Annotated in this window: 27 protein-coding genes; 7 read left to right on the top strand and 20 right to left on the bottom strand. The window is 70.5% G+C overall.

All coding sequences use genetic code 11. From position 1 onward, the window contains the following. Positions 1 to 1,282, bottom strand: a 1,282-nt coding sequence (locus AB0N81_RS34835) for a pentapeptide repeat-containing protein (protein WP_365365575.1), incomplete at its 3' end; no start/stop codon positions are given. A 123-nt stretch (positions 1,283 to 1,405) separates the two neighbouring features. On the opposite strand from AB0N81_RS34835, the gene AB0N81_RS34830 reads away from it, so the two are divergent. Next, positions 1,406 to 1,735 carry a DUF6233 domain-containing protein gene (locus AB0N81_RS34830; RefSeq protein WP_365365573.1) on the top strand — a complete coding sequence of 110 codons (330 nt, stop codon included), beginning with the start codon at positions 1,406 to 1,408 and terminating at the stop codon, positions 1,733 to 1,735. Between the two features lie 133 nt (positions 1,736 to 1,868). Here the strand turns inward: AB0N81_RS34830 and AB0N81_RS34825 are convergent, their stop codons facing one another. From AB0N81_RS34825 to AB0N81_RS34735, 19 genes are all read right to left on the bottom strand, one after another. Further along, on the bottom strand, positions 1,869 to 2,855 hold the full coding sequence (locus AB0N81_RS34825) for a SpaA isopeptide-forming pilin-related protein (RefSeq protein WP_365365571.1): 987 nt from the start codon (positions 2,853 to 2,855) through the stop codon (positions 1,869 to 1,871). A gap of 304 nt (positions 2,856 to 3,159) precedes the next feature. Further along, positions 3,160 to 4,587: a DUF317 domain-containing protein gene (locus AB0N81_RS34820; protein WP_365365569.1), complete on the bottom strand. Its 1,428-nt coding sequence runs from the start codon at positions 4,585 to 4,587 to the stop codon at positions 3,160 to 3,162. Between the two features lie 288 nt (positions 4,588 to 4,875). After that, entirely contained in the window at positions 4,876 to 5,025 is a 150-nt protein-coding gene (locus AB0N81_RS34815) for a hypothetical protein (protein ID WP_365365585.1), read from the bottom strand. Next, the gene (locus AB0N81_RS34810; protein ID WP_365365567.1) at positions 4,980 to 5,264 is read right to left on the bottom strand and encodes a hypothetical protein; all 285 of its coding nucleotides are present in this window, start codon (positions 5,262 to 5,264) and stop codon (positions 4,980 to 4,982) included. The genes AB0N81_RS34815 and AB0N81_RS34810 overlap by 46 nt, the downstream gene beginning before the upstream one ends. Beyond that, on the bottom strand, positions 5,261 to 6,118 hold the full coding sequence (locus AB0N81_RS34805) for an ATP-grasp domain-containing protein (RefSeq protein ID WP_365365565.1): 858 nt from the start codon (positions 6,116 to 6,118) through the stop codon (positions 5,261 to 5,263). The genes AB0N81_RS34810 and AB0N81_RS34805 overlap by 4 nt, the downstream gene beginning before the upstream one ends. A gap of 56 nt (positions 6,119 to 6,174) precedes the next feature. After that, on the bottom strand, positions 6,175 to 6,510 hold the full coding sequence (locus AB0N81_RS34800; protein ID WP_365365563.1) for a hypothetical protein: 336 nt from the start codon (positions 6,508 to 6,510) through the stop codon (positions 6,175 to 6,177). A gap of 41 nt (positions 6,511 to 6,551) precedes the next feature. Next, a complete protein-coding gene (locus AB0N81_RS34795) occupies positions 6,552 to 7,790 on the bottom strand; it encodes an MFS transporter (RefSeq protein ID WP_365365561.1) in 1,239 nt (412 codons plus the stop codon). Then, a complete protein-coding gene (locus tag AB0N81_RS34790; RefSeq protein ID WP_365365559.1) occupies positions 7,787 to 8,365 on the bottom strand; it encodes a hypothetical protein in 579 nt (192 codons plus the stop codon). The genes AB0N81_RS34795 and AB0N81_RS34790 overlap by 4 nt, the downstream gene beginning before the upstream one ends. Then, positions 8,362 to 9,279 carry a winged helix-turn-helix transcriptional regulator gene (locus tag AB0N81_RS34785; protein WP_365365557.1) on the bottom strand — a complete coding sequence of 306 codons (918 nt, stop codon included), beginning with the start codon at positions 9,277 to 9,279 and terminating at the stop codon, positions 8,362 to 8,364. The genes AB0N81_RS34790 and AB0N81_RS34785 overlap by 4 nt, the downstream gene beginning before the upstream one ends. 30 nt (positions 9,280 to 9,309) lie before the next feature. After that, a complete protein-coding gene (locus AB0N81_RS34780) occupies positions 9,310 to 9,729 on the bottom strand; it encodes a hypothetical protein (RefSeq protein ID WP_365365555.1) in 420 nt (139 codons plus the stop codon). Positions 9,730 to 9,739: 10 nt separating this feature from the next. Next, complete coding sequence (locus tag AB0N81_RS34775) at positions 9,740 to 10,183, bottom strand: hypothetical protein (protein ID WP_365365552.1); 444 nt, start codon at positions 10,181 to 10,183, stop codon at positions 9,740 to 9,742. Further along, a complete protein-coding gene (locus AB0N81_RS34770) occupies positions 10,180 to 10,641 on the bottom strand; it encodes a hypothetical protein (RefSeq protein WP_206302875.1) in 462 nt (153 codons plus the stop codon). Before AB0N81_RS34770 ends, AB0N81_RS34775 begins: the two co-directional genes overlap by 4 nt. Beyond that, positions 10,617 to 10,940: a hypothetical protein gene (locus AB0N81_RS34765; protein ID WP_365365550.1), complete on the bottom strand. Its 324-nt coding sequence runs from the start codon at positions 10,938 to 10,940 to the stop codon at positions 10,617 to 10,619. Before AB0N81_RS34765 ends, AB0N81_RS34770 begins: the two co-directional genes overlap by 25 nt. Positions 10,941 to 11,299: 359 nt before the next feature. Beyond that, complete coding sequence (locus AB0N81_RS34760; RefSeq protein ID WP_365365548.1) at positions 11,300 to 12,022, bottom strand: hypothetical protein; 723 nt, start codon at positions 12,020 to 12,022, stop codon at positions 11,300 to 11,302. 38 nt (positions 12,023 to 12,060) lie between these two features. After that, positions 12,061 to 12,750, bottom strand: coding sequence for a hypothetical protein (locus tag AB0N81_RS34755; protein ID WP_125515902.1), 690 nt, complete (start codon positions 12,748 to 12,750; stop codon positions 12,061 to 12,063). Between the two features lie 220 nt (positions 12,751 to 12,970). After that, the gene (locus tag AB0N81_RS34750; RefSeq protein WP_365365546.1) at positions 12,971 to 13,606 is read right to left on the bottom strand and encodes a DUF3631 domain-containing protein; all 636 of its coding nucleotides are present in this window, start codon (positions 13,604 to 13,606) and stop codon (positions 12,971 to 12,973) included. Continuing rightward, positions 13,603 to 14,091 carry a hypothetical protein gene (locus tag AB0N81_RS34745; protein WP_365365544.1) on the bottom strand — a complete coding sequence of 163 codons (489 nt, stop codon included), beginning with the start codon at positions 14,089 to 14,091 and terminating at the stop codon, positions 13,603 to 13,605. The genes AB0N81_RS34750 and AB0N81_RS34745 overlap by 4 nt, the downstream gene beginning before the upstream one ends. Continuing rightward, entirely contained in the window at positions 14,088 to 14,738 is a 651-nt protein-coding gene (locus AB0N81_RS34740; protein WP_240660026.1) for a DUF4913 domain-containing protein, read from the bottom strand. The genes AB0N81_RS34745 and AB0N81_RS34740 overlap by 4 nt, the downstream gene beginning before the upstream one ends. Before the next feature lie 169 nt (positions 14,739 to 14,907). After that, the gene (locus tag AB0N81_RS34735) at positions 14,908 to 15,663 is read right to left on the bottom strand and encodes a site-specific DNA-methyltransferase (protein ID WP_365365542.1); all 756 of its coding nucleotides are present in this window, start codon (positions 15,661 to 15,663) and stop codon (positions 14,908 to 14,910) included. A 508-nt stretch (positions 15,664 to 16,171) separates the two neighbouring features. On the opposite strand from AB0N81_RS34735, the gene AB0N81_RS34730 reads away from it, so the two are divergent. The 6 genes from AB0N81_RS34730 (at position 16,172) to AB0N81_RS34705 (ending at position 21,970) form a co-directional block, all read left to right on the top strand. Further along, the gene (locus AB0N81_RS34730; RefSeq protein WP_365365540.1) at positions 16,172 to 17,302 is read left to right on the top strand and encodes an NlpC/P60 family protein; all 1,131 of its coding nucleotides are present in this window, start codon (positions 16,172 to 16,174) and stop codon (positions 17,300 to 17,302) included. 137 nt (positions 17,303 to 17,439) lie between these two features. Further along, on the top strand, positions 17,440 to 17,754 hold the full coding sequence (locus AB0N81_RS34725) for a DUF6112 family protein (RefSeq protein ID WP_125515897.1): 315 nt from the start codon (positions 17,440 to 17,442) through the stop codon (positions 17,752 to 17,754). Next, positions 17,751 to 18,452 (top strand): hypothetical protein, encoded by a 702-nt coding sequence (locus AB0N81_RS34720; RefSeq protein WP_365365583.1) that lies wholly within the window; start codon positions 17,751 to 17,753, stop codon positions 18,450 to 18,452. Before AB0N81_RS34725 ends, AB0N81_RS34720 begins: the two co-directional genes overlap by 4 nt. Before the next feature lie 35 nt (positions 18,453 to 18,487). Then, positions 18,488 to 19,876 (top strand): ATP-binding protein, encoded by a 1,389-nt coding sequence (locus AB0N81_RS34715; RefSeq protein ID WP_365365538.1) that lies wholly within the window; start codon positions 18,488 to 18,490, stop codon positions 19,874 to 19,876. A gap of 84 nt (positions 19,877 to 19,960) precedes the next feature. Beyond that, positions 19,961 to 21,433, top strand: coding sequence for an SCO6880 family protein (locus AB0N81_RS34710; RefSeq protein ID WP_365365536.1), 1,473 nt, complete (start codon positions 19,961 to 19,963; stop codon positions 21,431 to 21,433). 66 nt (positions 21,434 to 21,499) lie between these two features. Continuing rightward, the gene (locus AB0N81_RS34705) at positions 21,500 to 21,970 is read left to right on the top strand and encodes a DUF6238 family protein (protein WP_365365534.1); all 471 of its coding nucleotides are present in this window, start codon (positions 21,500 to 21,502) and stop codon (positions 21,968 to 21,970) included. Positions 21,971 to 21,990: the final 20 nt, after the last annotated feature.

The following is a 21,990-nucleotide window of genomic DNA, read 5'->3' as shown; positions in this document are numbered from 1 at the left end:
CATGTCGGTCACTTGGCGGGGAAGGCCTCCTTCCTCTCGGTTGCCTTCGCTGGTTCCGGAGCGGCTTGCAGGCCGCACCCATTTCCCCGTAGTAGGAGTCGGCGGCCCCGGGTTCGTGCTTGGCGTCCTCGAATGCTTTGCGCAGTGCCCGGTATACCGGTGCCAGTTGCAGCGGCCCGACGTGGGCGGCGCCGGATGGGGCTGCTTGCCAGCCGGGGGCTGCGGCTGGCTGCCGCGCCCGCCAGTGGTGTTCTTCGACGAGGGTGCGCCGCCGGGTGAACCGTGCGGGGTGCCAGCAGCGCCGCCAGTGCACGGAGCGCGGGACCGTGTTGAAGAGGCAGGCGCCCTCCAGACGCAGTTGGTCCAGGTGCACGGTCCCGGTGAACAGGCACTCCGACAGGTCTACGTCGGCGAGGACCAGGTGGGCCGCGTCCACCCCGCGTAGCGAGGCGATGCGCACCGCGGCGTCGGACGTGCTGGTAAGGGGCTCTTCTGGCACCTGGTGGCCGTTGGGGAGTACAAACGGGTCGGGTTCCGCCCCGATGGTGAGCGGATATTCGAAGACCGCGTGGGTGAAGTCCACCGTGGCGTGGCGCAGACGTACCTCGGCCGTCGACGACCAGCGGGTCCGTCGGCACTCCAGGCGGCGCGCGGCAACCCAGAGGCTCACAGGCCCGCCGAACACCGCCCCGAATAAGCTGACCTGCCCGGCGCATACCAACGGCCCGAGACGTGACGCCCTTTCGAAGGTCACCGACTCAAACCCGACGTTGCGCTCGAAGGTCACCGACCCGAACCCGGCGTTGTTCTTGAAAGTCGCTGATCCGAAGTCGGCGTAGTCCTCGAAGGCGGCCGACGCGAAGTCGGCGTTGTCCTTGAAGGTCGCCGACGTGAACCTGGAGTCGCCCTTGAAGGTGGCCGATCCGAAGTCGGCGTAGTTCTCGAAGGCGGCCGACGCGAAGTCGGCGTAGTCCTTGAAGGCGGCCGACGCGAACACGGCGTAGCCGAGGCGTGGGTATCCGGTTGCGGGGTCACGGAGGGCATTGAGGAGGGCAGCGAGGAGGGGCCGGGTGAAGGGGGTGCCGCGGTGGTCGATGTCGGCACCGGGGGACAAACCCGCCAGGTAGGCATCGCGGTCAGAATTGGCCAGGTGGGCGAGGCACGCGGTGTGGCCAGAGACGAGGATGCCGGGGCAACCGACGGGATCGCTGGCGGGGTCCGCGCCGTGCTGGCAGTGCTGCCATGGAGGCGCAGGGGCTGGTTCGAGGCTTGGCTGGGACATACCCGAAGGACGATTGAGGGCGACCACCGGTTGCCGACCTCGCCTCATGGCCGCAGCCGCTTGGCTCTGCCGTCCGACAAATAGCGCAGGGTCGGAACACTGCCTCTTCACCAGTGGGCGGGGGTGGAGCCCGCGGAGTATTCGGTCTGGGTCACGGACCAGCAGCTGCGGCCGATCGAAGGGGTTGATCTGTCGGTCGTCCCGACGCATCGGCGCCTGGAAGGACCGCCGCCGACGAAGCCTTCCGGCTGGGTCGTGCGCCCCGATCCCCAACGCCGTGGCGGCATGCTCGTGCATGATGCCGCGTGTCGCCACGCCACAGGCGGAGGACGGGAGTTGGGCTCCCTTGGCGCCCTGGATGCACTGATGCGCCCCGGAACGAGTGCGTGCCACGACTGCGCTGCCGCCGAAATCCTGCTCCCTGCAATGGAATTGGGGCAGGGGTACGGTTAGCCGCCGCTCTGAGCGACGCGGAGCAGCTCCTCAGCCATGGGCACCAGGTCCTCTCGGCGTCTGAGCTGGGACATGACGAAGCCCCCGGAATCGCGAGGCGGATTCCGGGGGCCGTATCAGCGGCGTGTGTCTGCTAGCTCTCGGTGGAGCCGTCGCTGTCTGAGTCGTCCGTACGGCGTCGGCGGGAAACTATGAGTGCGCCGCCGCCGACGGCAAGGAGGAGACCGGCGCCGCCCATCAGCCACGGGGTGGCATCCGCGCCGGTGTGGGCGAGGGAACCGTCGGGCTCGGGGGTCGTCGTGCTCGATGCGGTCTCGTCGGGGGCCGGGGAGCCAGTCGGCTTCTCCTTCGTCTCCGGCGTGCCGTGGTCACCGGAGCTTCCGGACGTCGGCTTGTCCGAGGGCTTCTCCGTCGGCTTCTCGGTGGGCTTCTCGGTGGGCTTCTCCGAGGGGTCGGGGCTCGGCGGGGTGGTTTGGGTCTTGGTGTTGGTGACGGTCACGGTGGCCGGGGCGCCGGGCTTGGCCTTGAAGTCGCGCTGCCCCTTGTAGAGGTTGTATCCCGCGGGTGCCTTCGTCTCCCTGACCCAGAAGTTGGTGCCGGTGCGGTTGTCGACCGGGAGCTTGGCGGTGGCGGTGCCCTTGTCGCCGGTGGTGAGGGTGAGGAGGGTCTTGTTGCCGGTGCCGATGTTGACGGTGGCGCCGGGCAGGAGCTTGCCGCTCTTGTCGTCCTTGGCCTTGAGCAGGACGGAGGCGGGCTTGAACGGATCGATGATGGTGAGCGGGGCGTCGGTGCCGGGAGTGACAATGACGTCCTGGTCCTCGACGACGTCGTGCAGCGGGCTGCCGCTGGAGGTCTCCTTGAGCCGGTAGACGCCCGGTGCCAGGCCCTTGAAGGCCAGATGGCCCTCGGCGTCGGTCTTGCCGCTCCCGACTTCCTTGCCCGTGGAGTCGTAGAGGGCGAAGGACGCGCCGGCCAGGACGTCGCCGCCCGCGTCCTTCTTGAGGATCGCGACGCCTCCGCCCTCTGTGGCGTTGCGTGGGGCGGATGTGGTGGAGGCGGGCGGGGTCGGATCCGGGGTCTGAGCGGAGGCGGACGGGGCCCAGGCCAGGGATCCAGTCACGGTGGCGGCGACGGTGAGGACCGCAGTCGGCAGAAGGCGGGCGGATCGGGGGTGCAAGTAGGAACTCTCCCGGTAGAGGGCGGAATTGATGAGGCGAAGGGGTTGGTCAGCGGGTCCGGCTCGGGCCGGGGAGCCCAGGGGGCGCAGGGACTGGCGTGGAGACGGACATTTGCTGCGACGGGGTCGTTGCCGCGACGTACAGGAGGCGACGGGTGTGGAACGGGACGTCTCTCACCGCGCGGCTCACCGGCTCCGTGGAGACCAGCGACGCGGTAAAGGCGGCGGCCAGAGTGGTGGGCGTGCCCTAGGAGAAACGGGCGCGCCAATCGGGCTCGCTCGGGTATCCGCCCGAGGCCGACCAGGTGGGCGAATCGACATCGACGATGGCGTAGCGATGCCGTACGACGCTGAGGGAGTCTGGAGCGCGGAAGAACTGGGTGCCGTCGGTCTTGATCTCGTGGCTCCAGCCGCGGGTGAGGAGCTGCGTGTATGCCTCCTGCGGCGGGGTGTCGTCTTCTAACAGCCGGTCCTGGTCGCTATGGCGGTCTTCGAGGTAGAGGTCGACCAGTTCGTGGTGGAAGTCGTGCAGCAGCTCGACGGGGGTGGTGGCGTAGAAGGTGACCTGCCAGGCCGCGGGGCCGAACGGGGCGCGGTTGGCGGTGACCGTCCATTTCCCCAAATGCGGGCTGTCGGCGTCGGGGGCCAGGCTGGCGACCAGTCGCAGGCAGGGGCTGGTGGCAAGGGCTGCTCCGTCGTCAACTTGGTGCACGGGCCAGTCCTCGGGGAAGGGCCAGGCCATACCGAGGTCGATGGGCCCAGTGCCGGCCAGGTGCCGGGGCAAGACCTTCACATGCTGGTCGGGACTGAGGCTGCTGAAGGGGTCGGTTGACATAGGGCGGGTCCTCAGCGGCGGCGGGCGGGCAGGGCGGCACCGGCGACGGCCGGGGGGAGCGTGGTGGTGCTCCAGCGGGGGATGCTGCGCGTGCCGAGCGCGGGCGGTGGCGGCCTGCTGGACGTCGAGCGGAGTCGGCGCGGGAGGCTTCGGTGGCTCCACGGGGGTGAGCTGGGCGAGTTGGGCGAGCCGGGGAGCGAGGTTGTTCCTATAGCGGGCGACGGGGGTGGGGTCGATGAAGGCGGCGGCGGTGGCGGCGATGAGGTGCTTGGGGGTGCGCGCCGTGAAGATCGCCTCGGCGCGGGTCCCCCAGCCTTCGGGTCCGGCCCACAGCTCCACGGTTTCGCGGTCAGGATCGGTACCGACGACGTCGATGCTTGCTCCGGCCAGCCCGTCGGGGGCGATGATCTCTACCGTGCCGCGGGTCAGCGGGCGGCGTTGCCATCCGGCGTCGAGCAGAGGTTGTATCGCGTCGGTCCAGCGGTGCGAGGGATCGGCCAGGAAGCTGTCGGTGTCCGTGCTCCACTCGCGGGCGAGGGCGCTGGTGAGGCCGTGGACGATCTCGGGCGGGGTGTTCTGGTTGAAGGTGGCCGTCCAGGTGGCACGGGACACGGCGTCCTCGGCTGCGCTGATCCGCCACACGTCGTAGTCGTCGCCTGCCCAGCCGATCTTGATGCGGTGGTCGGGTGAGGTGACGACCGTCTGGAACGGGCTGTCGTCGAGGTGGTGGTGCGGCCAGTGTTTGACGGGGTCGAAGCTCGGATCGGCGTGGCCGGGCAGGCCGGCGAGGTAGCGCGGGGAGACGTAAACATCTCCCTCGATCGGGGTGGGGTCGGTCATAGGCGTATCCGTCGGGGTCAGGAGGGAAGTCAGCAGGTGGCCGTCGGTCACAGGGCCGACGCGGGGCCTCAATCGGCGCCGACCAGGGCTCGGGTCAGGCGGAGTTGTGCCTAAAAGAGGGCTCTCACTAGGCAAGGGCCGACGAGGAGGGCCACGACGGCCTGGGGCGTCGGGCCACCCCAGGCCGGCTGAGACCAGCGGGCGCGTGCCCGGCCGATCGATCGCACCGGTGCAGGCCACCGCGAGCGCGGGTTCCTGTTCAGCGAGCCGGGCTCGGCGGCGCGCGGGTTATGCCGGGGACGCGGAGGGCTGGGGTTCGACGGCGAGGGTCAGGTGGCCAAGGGCCTCTTCGGCGCGGGCCTGGGCGGTTTCGGCCGTGGGGCCGGTGGTGATCAGAAATCCGGCGCGGGCGCTGAACATGTCGCCGGCGGGCGGCAGGGTGACCGCGTCGCCAGCCGCGCGTTGGAAGGTGACGCGGTCCAGCCACGGTGTGCGGGCGGGAAGTCGGCGTCAAGGTGGCAGTGGGTCAGGGTGCCGGAGGTTTTCGGGTACAGCAGCCGGATCGCGGCGGCGCTGTGGGTGGTGCGGGTGAGGTCGGGGGCCTGGCCGCAGGCGGTGTCGGCGGCGGCGCGGGCCAAGTCTACGCCGGTGGTGAGCTGGACGAGGTGGCCGATCATGTCGCCGCCGATACGGGGTTGACCTCGATCAGGCGGGGGTGGCCGTCGACGAGGCGCATCTCAACGTGGCTCACGCCGTCAGTGATGCCGAGTGCCTTGATGGCCGCGGCGGCGACGGGCGCGACCTGGTCGAGCAGCGGATCGCCGGCATCGACGCTGTGGGCGATCTCCTCGAAGAACGGCGGGGCGCCGAGGGTCTTGCGGGTGACGGCTATGGCGGTGGTGTGACCTCGGTGGGTGACGCACTCGACGGAGACCTCGGGGCCGTCGAGGTACTCCTCCACCAGCACCTTGGTGCTCTCGATACCGTCGCGGGCCCCGGCGGTGGCGAACTGGAAGCCGCCGGGCAGTTCTTCGGCGCTGTTGACGCGGATGACGCCGATGCTGCCCGCGCGGGCAGCCGGCTTGAGCACGACGGGGTAGCCGATCGTCTCGGCGGCGAGCGCCGCCTCCAGCAGGGAGTGGGCGGTCATTGACGCGGCCGAGGGCACGCCGTGGTGGGCGTACAGGGTGCGGGCACTCGCTTTGTTGCGGGCGGCTTCCATGACCTCTGGGCTGTTCGTCGGCAGTCCCAGGCGCCGCGCCAGGCGTGCGGTTGGAACGAGATACCACTCGGTCCACGTCGCCACGCCGGTCAGCTCGTGCCGCTCGGCGAGGGCCTGGCCGGCGGTGGCCAGTGCCTGGGCGTCGTCGGGATCGGCGATCTCGAAGTCGGTGATGAACTCCCGCTCCCAGGTGGGTGCGGCGGGGGTGATCAGGACGACGTTGTACCGGGCGGCGACGGCTTCCAGGCAGTAGCCGCGGTACGCCTCGGCCTCCGGATCGGCGGTCGATATGACAAGGATGGCGGGCAAGGGCGGCTCTCCAAAGGCAAGCAGACGGGGGGCGGTTCAGGCGCGGCGGTCAAGGTTCAGGGGGCACGTCGGCGACGCAGTTCGAAGACGGAGGCCCACTCGGGGTGGTCCGCGATCAACTTCCGCGCATACAGGGCGCTGTAGTTGTTGTTGATCCCGCGCAGCCCCTGCGGCAGTCGCCAGCGCAGGTCCTCGAACAGGTCCTTGAGCCCGATGCGGGTGGCCCCGGAGGCGAGCCGTTCGTCCGTCAGCATCTCCAGGGCCCGGTAGACGTAGGGGTGCGCGGCGTCGAAGGCGAGGAACTGGTCGGTGATGGTGGGTCTGGATCCCGCGCGGGAGGAGGGCCGGGCGAGCGGTATGTCGGCCTGGGCGGCGTCAGCGGGCACGGGCATCGGGTAGATCTCCAGGGCGCGAAGGGCAGCAGGGCAGGGGGTCAGGCGAGACGGGCGTGAAGGCCCGGGAGAGTGCGCAGGCGCAGGAAGGCCAGGCACAGGCCGAGGGCCTGCACGGCGGCGCAGATGGTGATCACGTGGCCGAGCAGGGCGGGCGGCACCGTGGCGACCAGGACGCCCGCCAGCGGGAAGGGCAGCAGGAGCAGCAGGATCGTCAGCGAGAGGGTGGCGCCGAACACCTGCTGCGGGATGAGGTGGGAGCGCAGGGTGCGCAGGACCACCGTCATGCCGCCCTCTCCGGCCATGAGCACCGCGATCAGCACGAGGTACGCGGTGTAGGTGTGGGTGAGGGAGACGGCCAGGCACGCGCTTGCCGCGACGGTGGCGGAGAGCGCGCCGACAGGCCACAGGCCGAAGCGGTCGATCGCGCGGCGGCACACCGCGACGGTGATCAGGGAGGCGAGGGCGGCCACCGACCAGATCAGGCCCACGTCCGCGCTGGAGTGTCCGAACTGCTTCACCACGATCACGGGGGCCGCGGCCTGGAGCAGGCCGATGGCGAGGTTTGAGAGGGTCAGTCCGCAGACCAGCCAGCCGAGCGCGGGCAGGGAGCGCAAGGTTTTCCATCCGGTGCGCAGCCCCGCAAGGAGGGGCTGCGGCAGCTCGGTCTTGGTGGCGTGCTGCCGGGGGGCGAGCGCGCACGCCAGGAGCGAGAAGGCGGCGATCGTGGCCAGCATCCCGGCCGCCCCGGTGCGCTCTAGCAGGAGGCCGGCGATGGCGGGTCCGGCCAGGGTGCCGACCTGGTCGATGCCCAGCAGCACCGACTGGACGCGGTGGGCACGCTCGCCTGCCTCGCGGCTGGCGATGCCGCCTGCCGTCTCCGCGGCGATGTAGGAGAACTCGGTGAGCACGCCGGTCGAGGCGGCGAGCACCATGACCGTGACCGTGGTGGCCGGTCCGGCGTCCAGCTGTGGCAGGGCGAGGGCGGCGGCCAGGACCACGGTGGCTCGCAGTGCCGAGGCCAGTCGCAGAACGCGGGTGGTGCCGTGGCGGTCGACCATCGCTCCGGCGACGGCGAACGCGCCCAGGCGTGGCATCCACTCCAGCGCGAACGCCACGCCGGTCAGAGCTGCGGAGTGGGTGGTGGCGAGCACCAGCAGCGGGATGCCGTACGTCGTCATCGCGAAGGCGCCGGCGTCCATGCTGCGGGGCAGGTAGATGCCGCGCAGCAGGGTGGGGACCGGTCGGCGGGCATGCCGGGGTCCGACACTGGATCTCACGCAGCGGTCTCCATCTCGTCCGCCGTGCGGGCGGTGTGGAGGGCCATGTCGTGCTGGAGGCTCACGTTGGCCTGGAGCCAGGCGGTCAGGGCGGCCTGCGGGCCGTCGAGGGCCGAGGTGGCCTGCGGGCTGAGGACCGCTCCGCCGGGCAGCAGCAGTCCTCCGGAGGTGCCGACCCGGGCGACATCGCGGGCCAGAGCGGGATCCTGGCCGAGCAGGGGGAGGGTGTGCTGGACTCGGGTGACGAAGTCGCTGGTGGCAGCGGGGAACTGGTGGGTGCGGGCCCAGCGTGCGGCGGTGTCGTAGACATCGGCGAGGTCCTCGCCGCTGTCGGTGAGCCGGTAGCGGACTCGTTCGTGCTCGTCGCCGTACACGAGGCCGAAGTCGCGGGCCCGGTCGATGGCGTGGCCGAGCTGGTTGGCGGTCAGGTTGCCGAAGGCGGCCTGCAGGCTGCCGCGACGGCGGTTGATGGGGCCGTTGTCGGCGATTTCGCTGACAAGGCGGATCAGGGCCGGCAGGGCCAGCGCGCGGATGGCCTGGCGGTGGCCGAGGCCATCGGTGGAGTGTCTGGTCATCGGCGCTGGCCCCCTGCCTGGGGAAGAGCGATGGGGCGCACCGGTATCTGGTGCGAGAAGAGGTCGCCGGGCTTCCAGGCCGTGTGCGGCGTGGCCGGAGCCGAGGTGGACGGCGGCTGGGTGGTCAGGGCCGGGGTGGTCGTGGCGGGTGCGGGGGTGGTGGGTGCCGGTACGCGGGGCTGGGTGGTCAGCCACGGCCCGGACTGGGTCTGCGCCGCGGCCGGGGCCTGGCCCCACACGGGGTGGGTGTCGGCGAGCGGACGTCCGGCGGCCCAGGCGGCGAGGGCTCGGTAGACGGGGGCGAGCGCCTGCCCGTTGGAGGTCAGTTCGTAGGCGCGGCCGTCCTTGCGGACCAGTCCGTCCTCGACCAGTCGGTCCACCTGGGGGTAGATATTGCTGAGCCGGTAGCCGGGCATCGCCGCAGCGGCGAGCGCCTTGGCGCTGGTAGCGCCGCGGGCCTTGAGCACCCACAGGATCGCGGTGGCGTGACGGGGGCCGATCAGTGCGAGGGTGTCTTCGATGTTCTGCGCCGGCGCGACCTGGGTGAGCGGCTCCAGCCGCCCGGTGTCCTTGTTCTGCACCAGGGGCTTTTCCAGGTGCTCCTCGCCCCAGGCGGCGATCACCGTCAGGACGGGCATGAGGTCCGCGCCGCGGCCGGTCAGACCGTAGGTCACATGGCCCTGGGCGACCTCGGTGCGCTCGACCAGTCCGGCGTCGGCGAGGCGGCGCAGCTTGGGGTGGAGCGTGCCATCGTTGAGCCAGGACAGGCGCGGCTTGATCTCCGCATAGCGCAGGGGCTGCGCGGACAGCGTCATCAGGATCAGCACACTCCACAGCGGGGTGATCATCTCCAGCGACTCGGTGACGCGTTGCACGTCGACCTGGGGGGAGCGGGGCAGACCGGTGGTGGCCAAGGGGGTAACTCCTAGGGCGGGGCGGGCGAATCAGCGGGTATGAGTGGCGGCGGGCTCCACGGGCCTCGGCGGCACGGAGGCGGTGAGATCCACTGCCGTCGAAGGCGCGGGCGGCGCGGGGGTGCGGTGCAGGCTGGCCAGGACGGCGCTGACGGTCTTGGCGTGCGCGTCCCGGGTGGCGACGGATTCGGCGATCCGGCGGGCGCAGTCGAGCAGGTGGCCTGCCTCGAACTTGCCGATCTCCCGTTCCGGAGAGGCAAGTTCACGCAGACGCTGGAGCTGGAAGGTGATGTTGCGCTCGGCGAACTGCAGATCACTGTGGCTGCTCGTCAGGGCGGCGAGCATGGTGCCGGCCGGGTTCGTCTCGGCGTGGGCTTCGAGGGCGGCCATCGGCTGGCCGTACAGGTTCTCGATGCGTTCGGCGATGGTCTCGGACGTGGTGTGGGGCAATCGGGAGCTTTCACAGTCGGCGCTCCCGCGCCGCCCCGGCACGGGCAGGTGCCGGGGCGGGCGGGAGCGTGGTGGTGAGCTTGGGCCCGGCGAGCTGCACCGTCCGCTCGGAGCTATCTCCGGGCGGCGGCATGGTGCGCAGCAGCTCGCCGAGCGCCGTGGCGTATCCGTCGCGGGCGGACAGGGCCGCCTCCATCCACTGCGCGTCGAACCGCAGGTCATCGGCAAGCAGTTGGCCCATGTCGTGGTCGGCGGCGGTGGCGTCGTGGATGCGGTCGCGGACCCGGGCGACCTGTTCCTCGGCCACCGCCAGCCAGGAGCGCAGCTCCAGGGCGCGCAGCAGGGCGGCGGACGCCTCGGGGCCCGCGGCCTGCGCGTACAGCTCGCTCAGCGAGGTACCGAAGGCTTGAGTCAGGGCCTCGTCCTGGCCGGTCGGCTTGAGTGCGACACTCACCGCGTCGCTCCTCGCACCGGCACGGATGGCGTGGGCGCGCCGCTCGGTATCGGTGTGGTCTGAAGGGCCGGCCTGCGGCGGGGGGCTGCGTCGGCTCCGCGCCAGGCGCCCGGACCCTTGCGTCCCAGGGAGTTCGGGTCGGTGTAGTGGCGTACGACCATCGCCCGCCCGTCGCGGACGGCCACGGCGGCGTTGACTTGGTGGGCCAATTCCATGACCGGGTCATCCAGCACGTCACCGGGAGCGCGGTCGAGGGCCGCGACGAGGGCGTCTTCGGCCTTCTCCAGTACCTCCTGGGCCTCGGCGAGCAAGCCGTACCACTTCACGACGACGGTGGCGTCGTTGGATGCGTGCGGGGCAACGGCCACCGCCCGGCGCAAGTCGGCCAGCGGCATCTGGAAGCGGGCCTCGATCTGCTGGGTGATGACGCCCATCACGTCGTCGGCGTCGTCGGACACGACACGGCTCCTTTCCTTAGAAATGCGTGGGCGAGACAAGAACGCGTGCCGCGCTGGTCAGAGGCGAAGACCGCGAGAAAGTGCCAGCCCCCGGCGAACTCGCATGAGTGCAGGGCCGATTGCAGGCATGTGCGATCCTCGTGATTGGCCTGTGCGCCGCAGACCCAGCCCTTTACACCGGTGTTCTTGTCGGTGATGTAGTGCCAATTGCCGCTGCTCTTGCGAGCCGTGAACTCGTGGCTGGCATAGAGCACGCCGGTGGCGGTGATCTCGGCCGATGCCTTGCAGCGGATCGTCACGGACTTCGTGCCGACCTTCCACGAGCCGCACAGGTCACACTGGCCGCTGACCAGCGCAGTGGCGGGAGCCCGCGAAGCTCGCGGACGTGCCGACGACGAGCGGGAGAGCGAGCGAGTCGAGAACAGCAACAGCGACGGCTATGCGGGGTGAGCGCATGAAAGATTGACCTCCAGAGGAGAAAGAAGGGAAAGCGGGACCACACCCGGACTGACCGGGCGGGCAGTGGCTCAAGAGTCCGGAGAATCCCCGGTTTCGCTAACCGGGGATGTGCTGCTATGTTTCGCGCTTCTACGGGCACGCAGCCCTCAAGGATCCACGTCGAAAGAGATCCTGCGACAGCGCAAATGGGCTGCTGCGCTTATTGAGTTGGGCCCGTTCGCGGCGCTGGGGCGGCGGGCATAGCGGGCCCTGCGGACGCGGCGGTGTACCGGGTCGCCGGCGCGGCGGTCGGCAGGGGAACGTGCTCGCCCGACCAGTGGGCGTGCCACCAGGCGGTGGCCTGCTCGTAGGTCGAGAAGCCGCCTTCGCGCAGGGTGTGCGTCCAGTGCTCGGTGTCGACCTCGTGCAGCAGTACCCGGAAGCGCAGCGGTGCCTTCTCGTCGATGGCGGCCAGGAGCACCGTGATCTGCATGCGGGCCGGATCGTCGTCGGTGTAGCTGGTGACGAGGGCGAAGTGGTCGCCGTCGGCAGTGAGGCGGTCCTCCAGCGCCTTGGTGGCCTCGTCGGCGGCATCGGTTCCGATGCCGGGAGGAAGCCCGATGGCCTCCTTGGGGCAGCCGCGGGCGATCAGCCAGCTCTGCGCCATAGGCACCAGGGCCAGCCTCTCGTGCTGGAAGCGGAAGGTTCGGGCTTCCACGTCCCGCTGCAGGTGGAGGGCCACCAGCTGCGGCTCGCCGGGGATACCCCAGGTCACCGCGCCGTTGTGCAGGATGTAGTAGCTGTGCCGCTGATCGTCGGTGTGGTGCTCGGTGAGCACGGCGAGTTCAGTGGATTCGATTTCGATGTGCTGCCAGAACTGCTCGGCGACACGATCGTTGACGGCGTCGTAGCCGTCGAGGCGGAAGTCCGGGGATGAGGGCATAAGGGCTTTCGGAGCAAGGCGAACACGGGATGCAGGGTTCAGCGGCGGGCGGGAGTGGCCGCGGGCCAGGTACCGGGCCTGGGCGCGGGAACGGCGCCGGGCACCTTGGGCAAGCGTGGGGCGGTCACGGCCGCACGGCCGGTGTCGGTCAGCGTGACGGGCTGACCTGCCGTGACCGGACGGGAGGTGTCGCGCACCACCAGGCGATCCTCTTCGAGGCGTTGCAGCTGGCTGTAGGGGATGCGGGTGCCGGAGGCGGTGACGACGTACAGCTGCTGCGTCAGCAGGTTCTGGCGGAGCTTGGCGCCCTGGGTAATGGCGAGCAGCGCCGCGATGTCGGGCGCCGGGAGGTTCGGCACGTCGCGCGGAGCACTGTCGCGGGCGGCGGCCTCGACAGGCTCAAGCGCGGCAACGGTCTGCACCTGCCGCTCGTCGCGGGTGCGGGCCGCGTCCTCCAGCAGGTCGACAGTCCGGGCGATGCGCTCGAACAGCGCGCCATCGACGGGGTATTGGCCGGAGGAGAGGCTGTTGAGCTGGCATCGGTAGAAGGTCACGTTGGTCTCGGCCTGGACGAGGGCCCGGTGGGCGTCGACCAGGTGCGCGTGCCGTTCGTCGAGCAGGTCGCGGTCGCGGTGCTGCCACAGGCGGTCGATGCTGTGGCCCACGGCCGCTTCGATGCGGTGATCCAGCTGGGTCAGAGCCTTCTTCACCGGCGCGTTGGGGGGCATGGGGAAGATTCCTTGGGGTGTCACGAGGGCCGGTGTACGAGGCCGCTCACGCCGAGGGGCAGGCGCACGTCGAGGTGCGCTCCGTGCGCACCTCGCGGACGGGGCCGAGGCGGCGAAGGGGGCGGAGCATCGGCTGGTTCGACACCTCGGTGTAGGTGCTCGGGGTGTGGGCGCCCCGGTCCTTGGCTGTGTGTCGGGCCAGCGCGGTGCGTGCCGCGCCTCAGCAGGAGCAGACGGGCAGCGCCGCCTGCAGGGAGCTGCGCAGGTACCCCTTGAGCTGGTAGGTGCCAAAGCGGACGTTGCGGGGCCGTGCGCCGTAGGGGGCCAACAGACGGCCCAGCCGGTGTGGGGTGAGTTCGGCGTACGACCAGCGGTCTTCCGCCATGCCGGGCAGATGGCGGAGGCGGTCGGTGAGAGCGGCCGAGGACATGGCAGCCGGATCGCCGTCGGCCGCGAAGGCGTCGAGACACGCGTGAACGATCGTGTGCTCGGCGACCGGGCAGGAGCGGCAGTCCGCCTCGCCCTCGGCGGTGTCCACCTCGTCCTCGGCGGTGTCCGCTTCGCCTTCGTCGGAGGCTGGGGAGCAGCAGCACGGGGTGCTCAGCAGGAGGGTCAGCTCGGCGCCGGCCAGCAGGCGCAGGATGAGGAGGTCGGTGAGCTGCTCCAGCTGTTCATGGGCATCGGCGAAGCAGACGGTCGGCCTATCGCCGGCCATGGCGAGGAGCTGCGCATCCAGCTGCTGAACTCGGCAGTGAGCATCCAGAATTGCCCGGTGGTGCGGGTTCTCCTGCGAGATGCCGAGTCCGGCGAGGGCGGCCGTGAGGTCGTCGAGGCCGGAGGGGGAGTGGGTCGTCAAAGAGTGCGGTCCTTCGGGGTCGGGGAGAGAGCGGGGCGGGGAAGTCCGGGCACGGCGTATGGCGGCGGGCCCGGCTTGGGGGCTTCGCGGCGCGCCTCCAGCTGCGGGGAGCGGGAGCGGGCGGCATGGGCGAGCGCGCTCACCGGGCGGCGGGTGATGCCCAGGCGTTTGCGGGCGACGTTGTACACCTCGTGGCGCTCGCGCGGGCGCACGGCCACCACGTGGATCTCGGCGCGGTGCGCCGATCCCGGCGGGGCCGGGCGCTGGGCGTAGACGACGCGCCAGGCTTTGCGGTGATCGACGTACAGCTTGCGGTAGTCGGCCAGTTCGCCGAGCAGCCTGGGGCCGAACTGCCTGGCGTTGACGACGTCCTGGAGCTGGGCGAGGGCCAGGTCCCGGATGTCGCCGGGTGCCTGGAGGAGGTCGCTCAGGGCGCGCGGGTCGAAGGAGAGGCCGAAGGCGGGCCGGTGCTCGGCCCCGCTCATGCGGCTTGGTCCGGCTCGCCGGGCTCCGGCTGGTCCGCGGAGGCCGAGCGCGCGGAGCGGATGGAGGAGGCCGGGCCGGGCAGCAGGCGGTGCGCGTCGCGGTCGGGGTCGGTCTGGCAGGCCGAGAGCGGTCCGCCAGGGGCGCGCACATGGGCCAGGCAGTGCGTGAGGAAGTCGCGGTGCCACACGAACATCCCCGACGGCCCGGCTTCGGGGTCTTTGTGCTGCTGGTAGGCCATCCACAAGGCGTGGAGCCAGGCGACGACGTCGTCGTGCTCCTGCCACTTTCTGCACCACGGGGCCGCGGTGGTGACCTCGGCGCCATAGGTGTCGATGAGGAAGCCGTCGACCCAGTCCGTCAGAGCGTCGAGCTCGTCCTCGTATTCCTCGCCCTCCAGTTCCAGGATCGGGCGCGGTTCGGGCGGCGCCTGGATCGGCGCTCCGGGCATCCCCGGAAGGCTGGGCATGCCGAACGCCGCGAAGGGCGAGGGGTCCGGAGGTGCGGCAAGGCTGTCGAGCTGCCGGGCCTGCTCGGCCTGCTGCTCCATGAGCTTGCGGACGCTGGCCTCGACGCTCTCCAGATTCGAGTCCGGCAGCCGGACAGGTTCCCTTTCCCCGTCGTCGGGGAGGTCTATGGATTCAGGCACGAAAGAGGTCTCCTTGAAGCCGCGGCCTGTGGGCGTGAATGACGGCTCCACGATCCAGACAATCCCCGGTTTCGCTAACCGGGGATCCGGTGCTATAACGCATCACCCGGCACGGGGAATGACGGAGCAGAAGCCCGCTATCGCCCCCGCGCCGGGCATGGGAAGACGCCTAGGCAGACAGAACGAAGTCATCCTGGGACAAGATCTGCTGCACCGTCTCGGTCAGCCGGTCGGCTGCCACCTCGGCGTACTCGCGGGTCTTCTCCACCCCGATGAACGAGCGGCCCTCCAGCAGGGCCGCTACCCCGGTGGACCCGGATCCGGCGGTGAAGTCCAGGACGGTGCCCTGCTCTGGGCAGATCTTGACCAGCTCCCGCATCACCTCCACCGGCTTTTGCGTGATGTGCTGGCGGTTCTTACCCGAGGGCTGCGAGGCGGAGTAGAGGCCGGGCAGATAGACCGGGTTCCGGGAGCCGTCGATCGCGCCCTTCGAGCCCCAGATGATGAACTCACAGTTCTGGGTGAAGCGGCCCTTCTGGGGCCTGGCCTGGGGCTTGTGCCAGGCCAGCACGCCGCGCCACAGCCAGCCGGCCGCCTGCAGCGCGTCCGTCGTCGTCGGCATCTGCCGCCAGTCGGTGAACAACAGCGCGGTGCCGCCGGGCTTGGTCAGCCGATGCGCCTCGGTCATGATCTGCGTGAGCCAGAAGCCGTAGCTGCGCTGATCCATGTTCTCGCCGGTGAAGTCCGGCAGCTGGTGCCGGGCGTCGGCGGAGGTGTACTTCTGCTTCGCGCTGCGGCTGGTGCGCTCCTTCGCTGTCCGGCCGCCGGAGTTGTACGGCGGGTCGGTGATGACGGAGTCGACACATCCGTCCGGCAGCGTCGCAAGCACGCTCAGCGCGTCGCCCTGGTGCAGGGAAAAAGGCAAAGGGATACCACAATTCGGTTCGGGTGAGGATGGGTTTTCGCTCCGGCTCGCGTACAGAACCCGGCGGAATTGCTGCAGGCATGACGATGGCCACGGCCCGCAATGCGGGATGCGAGGGGGAGGAGCCAAAACTGTAGGGCACGATCCCCGGTGGAGCGGTGTCGCCGCCAAAGTCCGCGCAATCAAGCCTTGGTCACGTTTGATTTCGGGGACCGGGGATCTGGGCTTACTGTTTTGGAGCTGCCCGGCGGACACCGCCGTTGGCCAACTCCCCCTCCCCTGCCCTCACCGAAGTACCCCCTTGGCCGAACCCACCTGAACCCGACCGGCGCACGCACATCGAGGTGCAATTCGCCGCGTGCGTCGGGGCCCCTACTCACCCCGCACCGGCTGCCGCGGCCCCCCGCCCACACGCCCCGCGCGGCCAGGACTCCACCTTCAAGGACGCCCTTGTGACAACTCCCTACCCACCCCTGCCTGAAACCCCGCCGCCGGGAGGCGCACCGGATTGAAGGCGATAGCCGCCGGCATCGGCGTCGTCTTCCTCTCCCCCCTGCTGCTCGCGGGCACGGCCATGATGATGGCCGCCGCCTCCAGCGAAGCCGCCGAAACCACCAGCGGGTTCAGCGGATGCCTGCACGACGTCGACACGGACACCGTCACCAAGCAGGTGACGAAGATCCTCAACGGAGCGTCCGGCAAAGACGTGAAGGTCGAGGGCCTGTCCATGCCCACCGAGCAGGTCCCCAACGCCCAGACCATCGTGGCCACCGGCACCTCGCTCGACGTGCCCAAACGCGGCCAGATCGTCGCGCTCGCCACCGCCATGCAGGAATCACGCCTGCGCAACCTCAACTACGGAGACCGCGACAGCCTCGGACTGTTCCAGCAGCGCCCCAGCCAGGGCTGGGGAACCGCTCAGCAGATCCACGACCCGGTGTACGCGAGCGAGAAGTTCTACAAAGCCCTGCTCAAGGTCAAGGGCTGGCAGCAGATGACCGTCACCCAAGCCGCCCAGGCCGTGCAGAAGTCGGGCCTGCCCGATGCGTACGCACAGTGGGAACCGCTGGCCACCGCCCTGCACAAGGCCATCGCTGCCACGTTCCCCAGCACTGGCTCGGACAAGCCCTCCGACGGTGACTCCAAGGACAGCGACAACCCGGCCGCCGGCTGCGGCCCGGCCGAGGACGGCTCCTCCTACGGGCGTATCCCCGAGGGCAGCGTGCCCAAGGGCTACACGATCCCGAAGAACGCCGACCCCAAGGCCCGCAAAGCCATCGACTGGGCGATGCACCAGCTCGGCACGATGTACCAGTGGGGCGGCAGCTGCAGCGCCGCGCACGGCCCTGACCCGATGGGCCGCTGCGACTGCAGCAGTCTGATGCAGCAGGCGTACGCCAAGGCCGGCATCAAGCTCACCCGCACCACGTACACCCAGGTCAACGAAGGCAAGGCCGTCTCGCCCAGCAAGCTGCAGCCCGGCGACCTGATCTTCAGCCGCGGCACAGCCCAACGCCCGGAACACGTCGGCATGTTCATGGGCGCAGGACTCGTCATCGAGGCCCCCAGAACCGGCAAGCCGGTACGCATCACACCCCTGAAGGACTGGGCGATTCTCGCCGTCCGCCGCGTCCTCTGACGCCGCCCCTGCACAGGCCCCGCCCCTGTCTGGCCGGGCCGGCCCCTCTCGGCGTCATCGCGCCACTCCCCCTTTTCTCCCTTCCCCCTTTCGCCGGGCCGCAGCCGGCCTGCGCACGCAAGGAGTCCGCCACACGCATGCCCATACCTCTCGCTGACCGTGCCATCCAGCTCGCCTACGACCCAGGGATCTCCCCCAAGGGCGGCGGCCTGCCCGGCCTCGCCGTCCTGAAGAACGTCGTCAACTCGATCAACCTCTTCGGCATCATCGCTGTCGTCGGGGCCCTGGCCGTCTCCCTCGCCGTGTGGGCCTGGGGTCACCACACCGGCGGCCACCAGGCCGAAGCCAACGGCAAGAAGGGCGCAACCGTCGCAGCCGGCGCAGCCCTCGGCCTCGGCGCCGCCAACGGCGTCGTGGCGTTCTTCAGCGCTCTGGGGTCGCAGGTCCACTGATGAAACGATTCCCCTCCTTCTCTCTGTCCTCCTACGGCACCGGCTGGTCGGCCTCGTCCAACCGCCGTATCGCCACCCTCACGGTGGCCATCGCCGCCCTGCTCGCTCTCGCCGCCACCGTCGCCTTCTTCACCGGACGCGGCAACGACGGCCACCACAGCGAGTCCGGCCCGCCGTCCACCGCGGGCAGCACCGCTCCTTCCCAAGCCGCCCCGAAGCCGGGCGGAAAGGAGGCGGGGTCCGTTCCCCGGCCACCACAGATCGCCGATCCGGTCGCCTACGCCAAGGCCGCGGCCCAGATGCTGTGGTCCTACGACACCCGCGACACCAGCCGTGACCAGCAGCTCGCCGGCATGAGCGCGTGGATGTCGAAGGAGACCAAGTACGCCGACTGGAACTCCGTAGCCGCTCAGGTGCCGGATCCGACTCTGTGGTCCCGCATGGCCGACAACGACCAGCACGCCAGCGCGACGGTCACCGAAGGCCACTTCCCCTCCGCCTTCAAGACAGCCCTGGCCGAGGACCCCTCCGCGATCACCAAGGCATACATCTACGTCGTCACCGTCAACGGCAAACAGACGCTGTCCTGGAAGAAGGGCGGCGGCGGAGCCGAGGAACGCGCCGTGACCCTGGCTGTTCAGTGCCGGCCCAGCCACGACTGCGCGCTGTCGGCCATCGCCCCCAACGTCACGCAGTGACCCACGCCTAAGAGCAGAAAGGAGCCCAACTCCCCGTGGGTTTCTGTGACTATCCCCTGGCCGACAAGCTGTGCTCCATCGGCGGCGCCGCCAAAGGCGCGGTCGACTTCGCCAGTGACCCGGGCAAGGTCATCGGCGACTGGATGGCCAAGTCGGCCGGTGAACTCGCCGCCGCCTCGGCCGATCTGGCCGCCAAGGCCGTGAACAAGACGACCAAGGTCGACCTGAACGCGGGCTGGTTCCGCGACAACTACGAGATGATCTTGCCGATCGGTTTGATCATCCTGGTCGCCACCTTCTGCGCCCAACTCATACGGGCCGCGATGAAACGCGACGGCCAGGCGTTGACCCAGGCATTCACCGGCACCGCTTCCGGCGTGCTCTTCGCCTTCAGCGCCATCGCGTTGACCACCGTCGCGATCGAAGTGGTCGACGCGTTGTCCGACGGCCTGTTCAAGGCAGCACACCTGTCGATCGAATCCGCAGTGCGGCGCATGGTCAAGGTGAATCAGATTCCCGGCCTGGCCGGGCTGGGCTGGCTCGTCGCCGTCTTCGCCGCCCTCGGAGCTGCCATCGGAGCGGTTCTGTACTGGTGCGTGATGATGGTCCGCAAGGTCGGCATCCTGGTCATGGTCACCCTGGCCGTGTTCGCCGGAGCCGGCGGCGGCTGGGAAGCCGCCCGCCGCTGGCGCCGCGGGTGGATCGAAGCCACCGCCACCCTGGTCGTCAGCAAGCTCCTGATGACCGTGATCTTCGTGCTCGGGGTCGCCGCGATGGGCAAGACGGAGGCCAAGGACGGCCTCGGCGCCCTCGCGGACGTCATGTCCGGCATCGTGATCATGGTTCTGGTGCTGCTCTGCCCGTACGCGACCTTCAAGTTCGTTCACTGGGCTGCAGAAGGCACGGACGGCGAATCGATTCACCGGGCCGGTGGTGCCGGCGCCCAGATGGCCCGGCAGCACACCGAGCGCGCGGGCCGCAAGGCCGCCGCCATGGCAGCCACCGCCGGAACCGGTGGCGCGGCGGCCGGAGCGGGCGCCGCACCGCAAGGGCCCGACTCGGTGCCCGGCGGTGGCTTCCCCGGCGATATCGCCGCCAACCCCACGGGGGGCAGCGGCAAGGAATCCGGCAGCCCCGGTGGTTCCTCCGGCGGCCAGGGCATGGAGGACGGGCTGGAGAAGGCCGTTCAGCCTCCGCCCACGCGCCCCACCGAGGACACCAGTGGTCAGTTCGGCGGCACCCCCGGCCAGGGCGGTCCCGGTTCGGGTGCGCAATCCGCCTCCGGCGGCGGGTTCTTGTCCAATCCGTCCGGCGCTTCTACGCCTCCGCCGCAGGGCGCGCCCCCGGCGCCGAACTCGGCTTCCTCGGACGTCGCCAGCGGCGCCGGAGCGCCCCCTCCGCCTCCCCCGCCCACCGGCATCTGATCCCGTCCCCTCACGCCGGAGCGGCCCACACCACGCCCCCGTGTGTGCCGCTCCGGCCCCGCCCGCGCACCACCGGAACGGCCCTTGTCTGAACTCACGATCACCCCCCTCACGGTCAAATTCCCCCATAGGTCGAAGCGCGGCATCCTGCTCGGCCTCACCCTTCCCCAACTGGTCCTCGTTTCGGCGGCGCTGGCATTGCTGCTGGTCACCGTCGTCAGCACCGGGCTGCTGGGCGCGATCGTGCTCGCCCCGCTGTGGGCCGGTGTCGCCGCCCTGGTCGTCATCCGCCGCAACGGCAAGTCGCTGATCGACTGGGCGCCGATCGTCGTCCGCTTCGCCCGGCGCCGCCGCAACGGGCAGACGCTGTGGCTGGCCCGGCCGGTCACCCGCCCCCGCCAGGACGGCACCCTCCATCTGCCCGGTACCGCCGCCTCCCTGCGCGTCGTCACCCCCGGCGACTCCGCCAACCAGGCCGCCGCCGTGCACGACCCGCACGGCCAGACCCTGACCGCCGTCGCACGCGTCTCCTCCCGCGCCTTCGCCCTGCTGGACCCCGCAACGCAGAACCACAACGTGTCCGGCTGGGGCAGGGCCTTGGCGGGCATCGCGCGGACCGGCCACGTCGCCTCCGTACAGGTCTTGGAGCGCACCGTTCCTGACAGCGGCGACACCCTGGTGCGCCACTGGACCCAGCAGGGACGGCCCGAGACCCCGGTCGCCGGGCAGGTGTACTCCGAGCTGGTCGCCTCCGCCGGGCCCGCCGCCGCCCCGCACGAGGCGTACCTGGCCATCTCCCTGGACCTCAAGGCCGCCAAGCGCCTCATCTCCCAGGCCGGCGGCGGCTTCACCGGCGCCTTCACCGTGCTGGAGCAGACCACCAGCGCCGTCGCGCTCGCCGCCCGCAGCGCAGGTCTGATGGTGACCGGCTGGCTGACCGCCCGCGAGATCGCTGCCGTCATCCGCACCGCCTACGACCCCAAGGCACTCTCCGGCCTGCAGCAGTGGTCCGAGAGCGGACGGGCCGAGGCCGACCCGGCCGCCGCCGGGCCCGTCGTCCAGGTCGAGGAGTACGACCGGGTCGCCACCGACTCCGCCCGGCACGTCACCTACTGGGTCGAGGACTGGCCTCGCACCGAAACCGGCGCCGGGTTCCTGCACGGGCTGATGTTCACCGCCGGCGTGCGGCGCAGCCTCTCCCTCATCTATGTGCCCCAGGGGCTCGAGTCCGCGCTGCGCGACGTCCAGCGCAAGAAGGCCGCGATCATCTCCGATGCCGCCGAGCGCTCGCGCCGCGGGCAGGTCGACTCCGAGGCCGACAGCGTCGAGTACGCCGACGTCAAAACCCGCGAGCGCCAGCTGATCGCCGGCCACGCGGATGTCGCGCTGACCGGCCTGCTCACCGTATCCGCCGAGACCGACGCCCTGCTGGACGCCGCCTGCGCGCAGATCGAGACCGCTGCTGTCACCGCCCAGGTCGACCTGCGCCGCCTGTTCTACCAGCAGCCCGACGCCTTCACCCTCGGCGCACTGCCTCTGGCCCGCACCGCCCTGTAGTCCCCACCCCGGCCCCGCCTCATGGGGCCTGTGCCCTGCCGCTCCGGCAGGAAGGATCCTCCCCTTTTGACCTCAGCCACCCCCGTCGGCGACGCGCACCCCTACCTGCGGGCCGCCAGCGCCGGAGTCCGCCACCACACCCGCGCCCTCGCCACCCAAGCGGCCACCGCTCCGGCCGTGGACCGCACGCACCTGGACGTGCTGCACGCACACCTGGTCGCCCTGCACCGCCTCCTCGACCAGCTCCAGACGGCCACTCGGCCGCCGCACCCGGCGGCAGGACGGCATCTGGCCACGGCCGGAAGTCGGCTGTGGCAGGCCGGCGCCGCCGTCCACGACGCGTTCCACCTCCTGCCCGCCGTTCACGCCGCCTCTGCGGATGAGCAGGAGTGCCATCCCGAGCGGCTTCCCGAAGGCCCGCCGGTACTGACCATCTGCCAGCGCCATCTCGCCGCCGGCCATCTCGTGCGCCGCACCACTACCCCCACCGACCTCAACCGCCCCGTGCACGGCCACACCACCACCTGCGCCCAGTAACTCCCCGTCTTCGAAGGGCC

The organism is Streptomyces sp. NPDC093510, from assembly GCF_040683555.1.
Taxonomy (GTDB): Bacteria; Actinomycetota; Actinomycetes; order Streptomycetales; family Streptomycetaceae; genus Streptomyces.
Note: the sequence above shows the minus strand (reverse complement) of the source record. Positions and strands in the feature narration are given on the sequence as shown.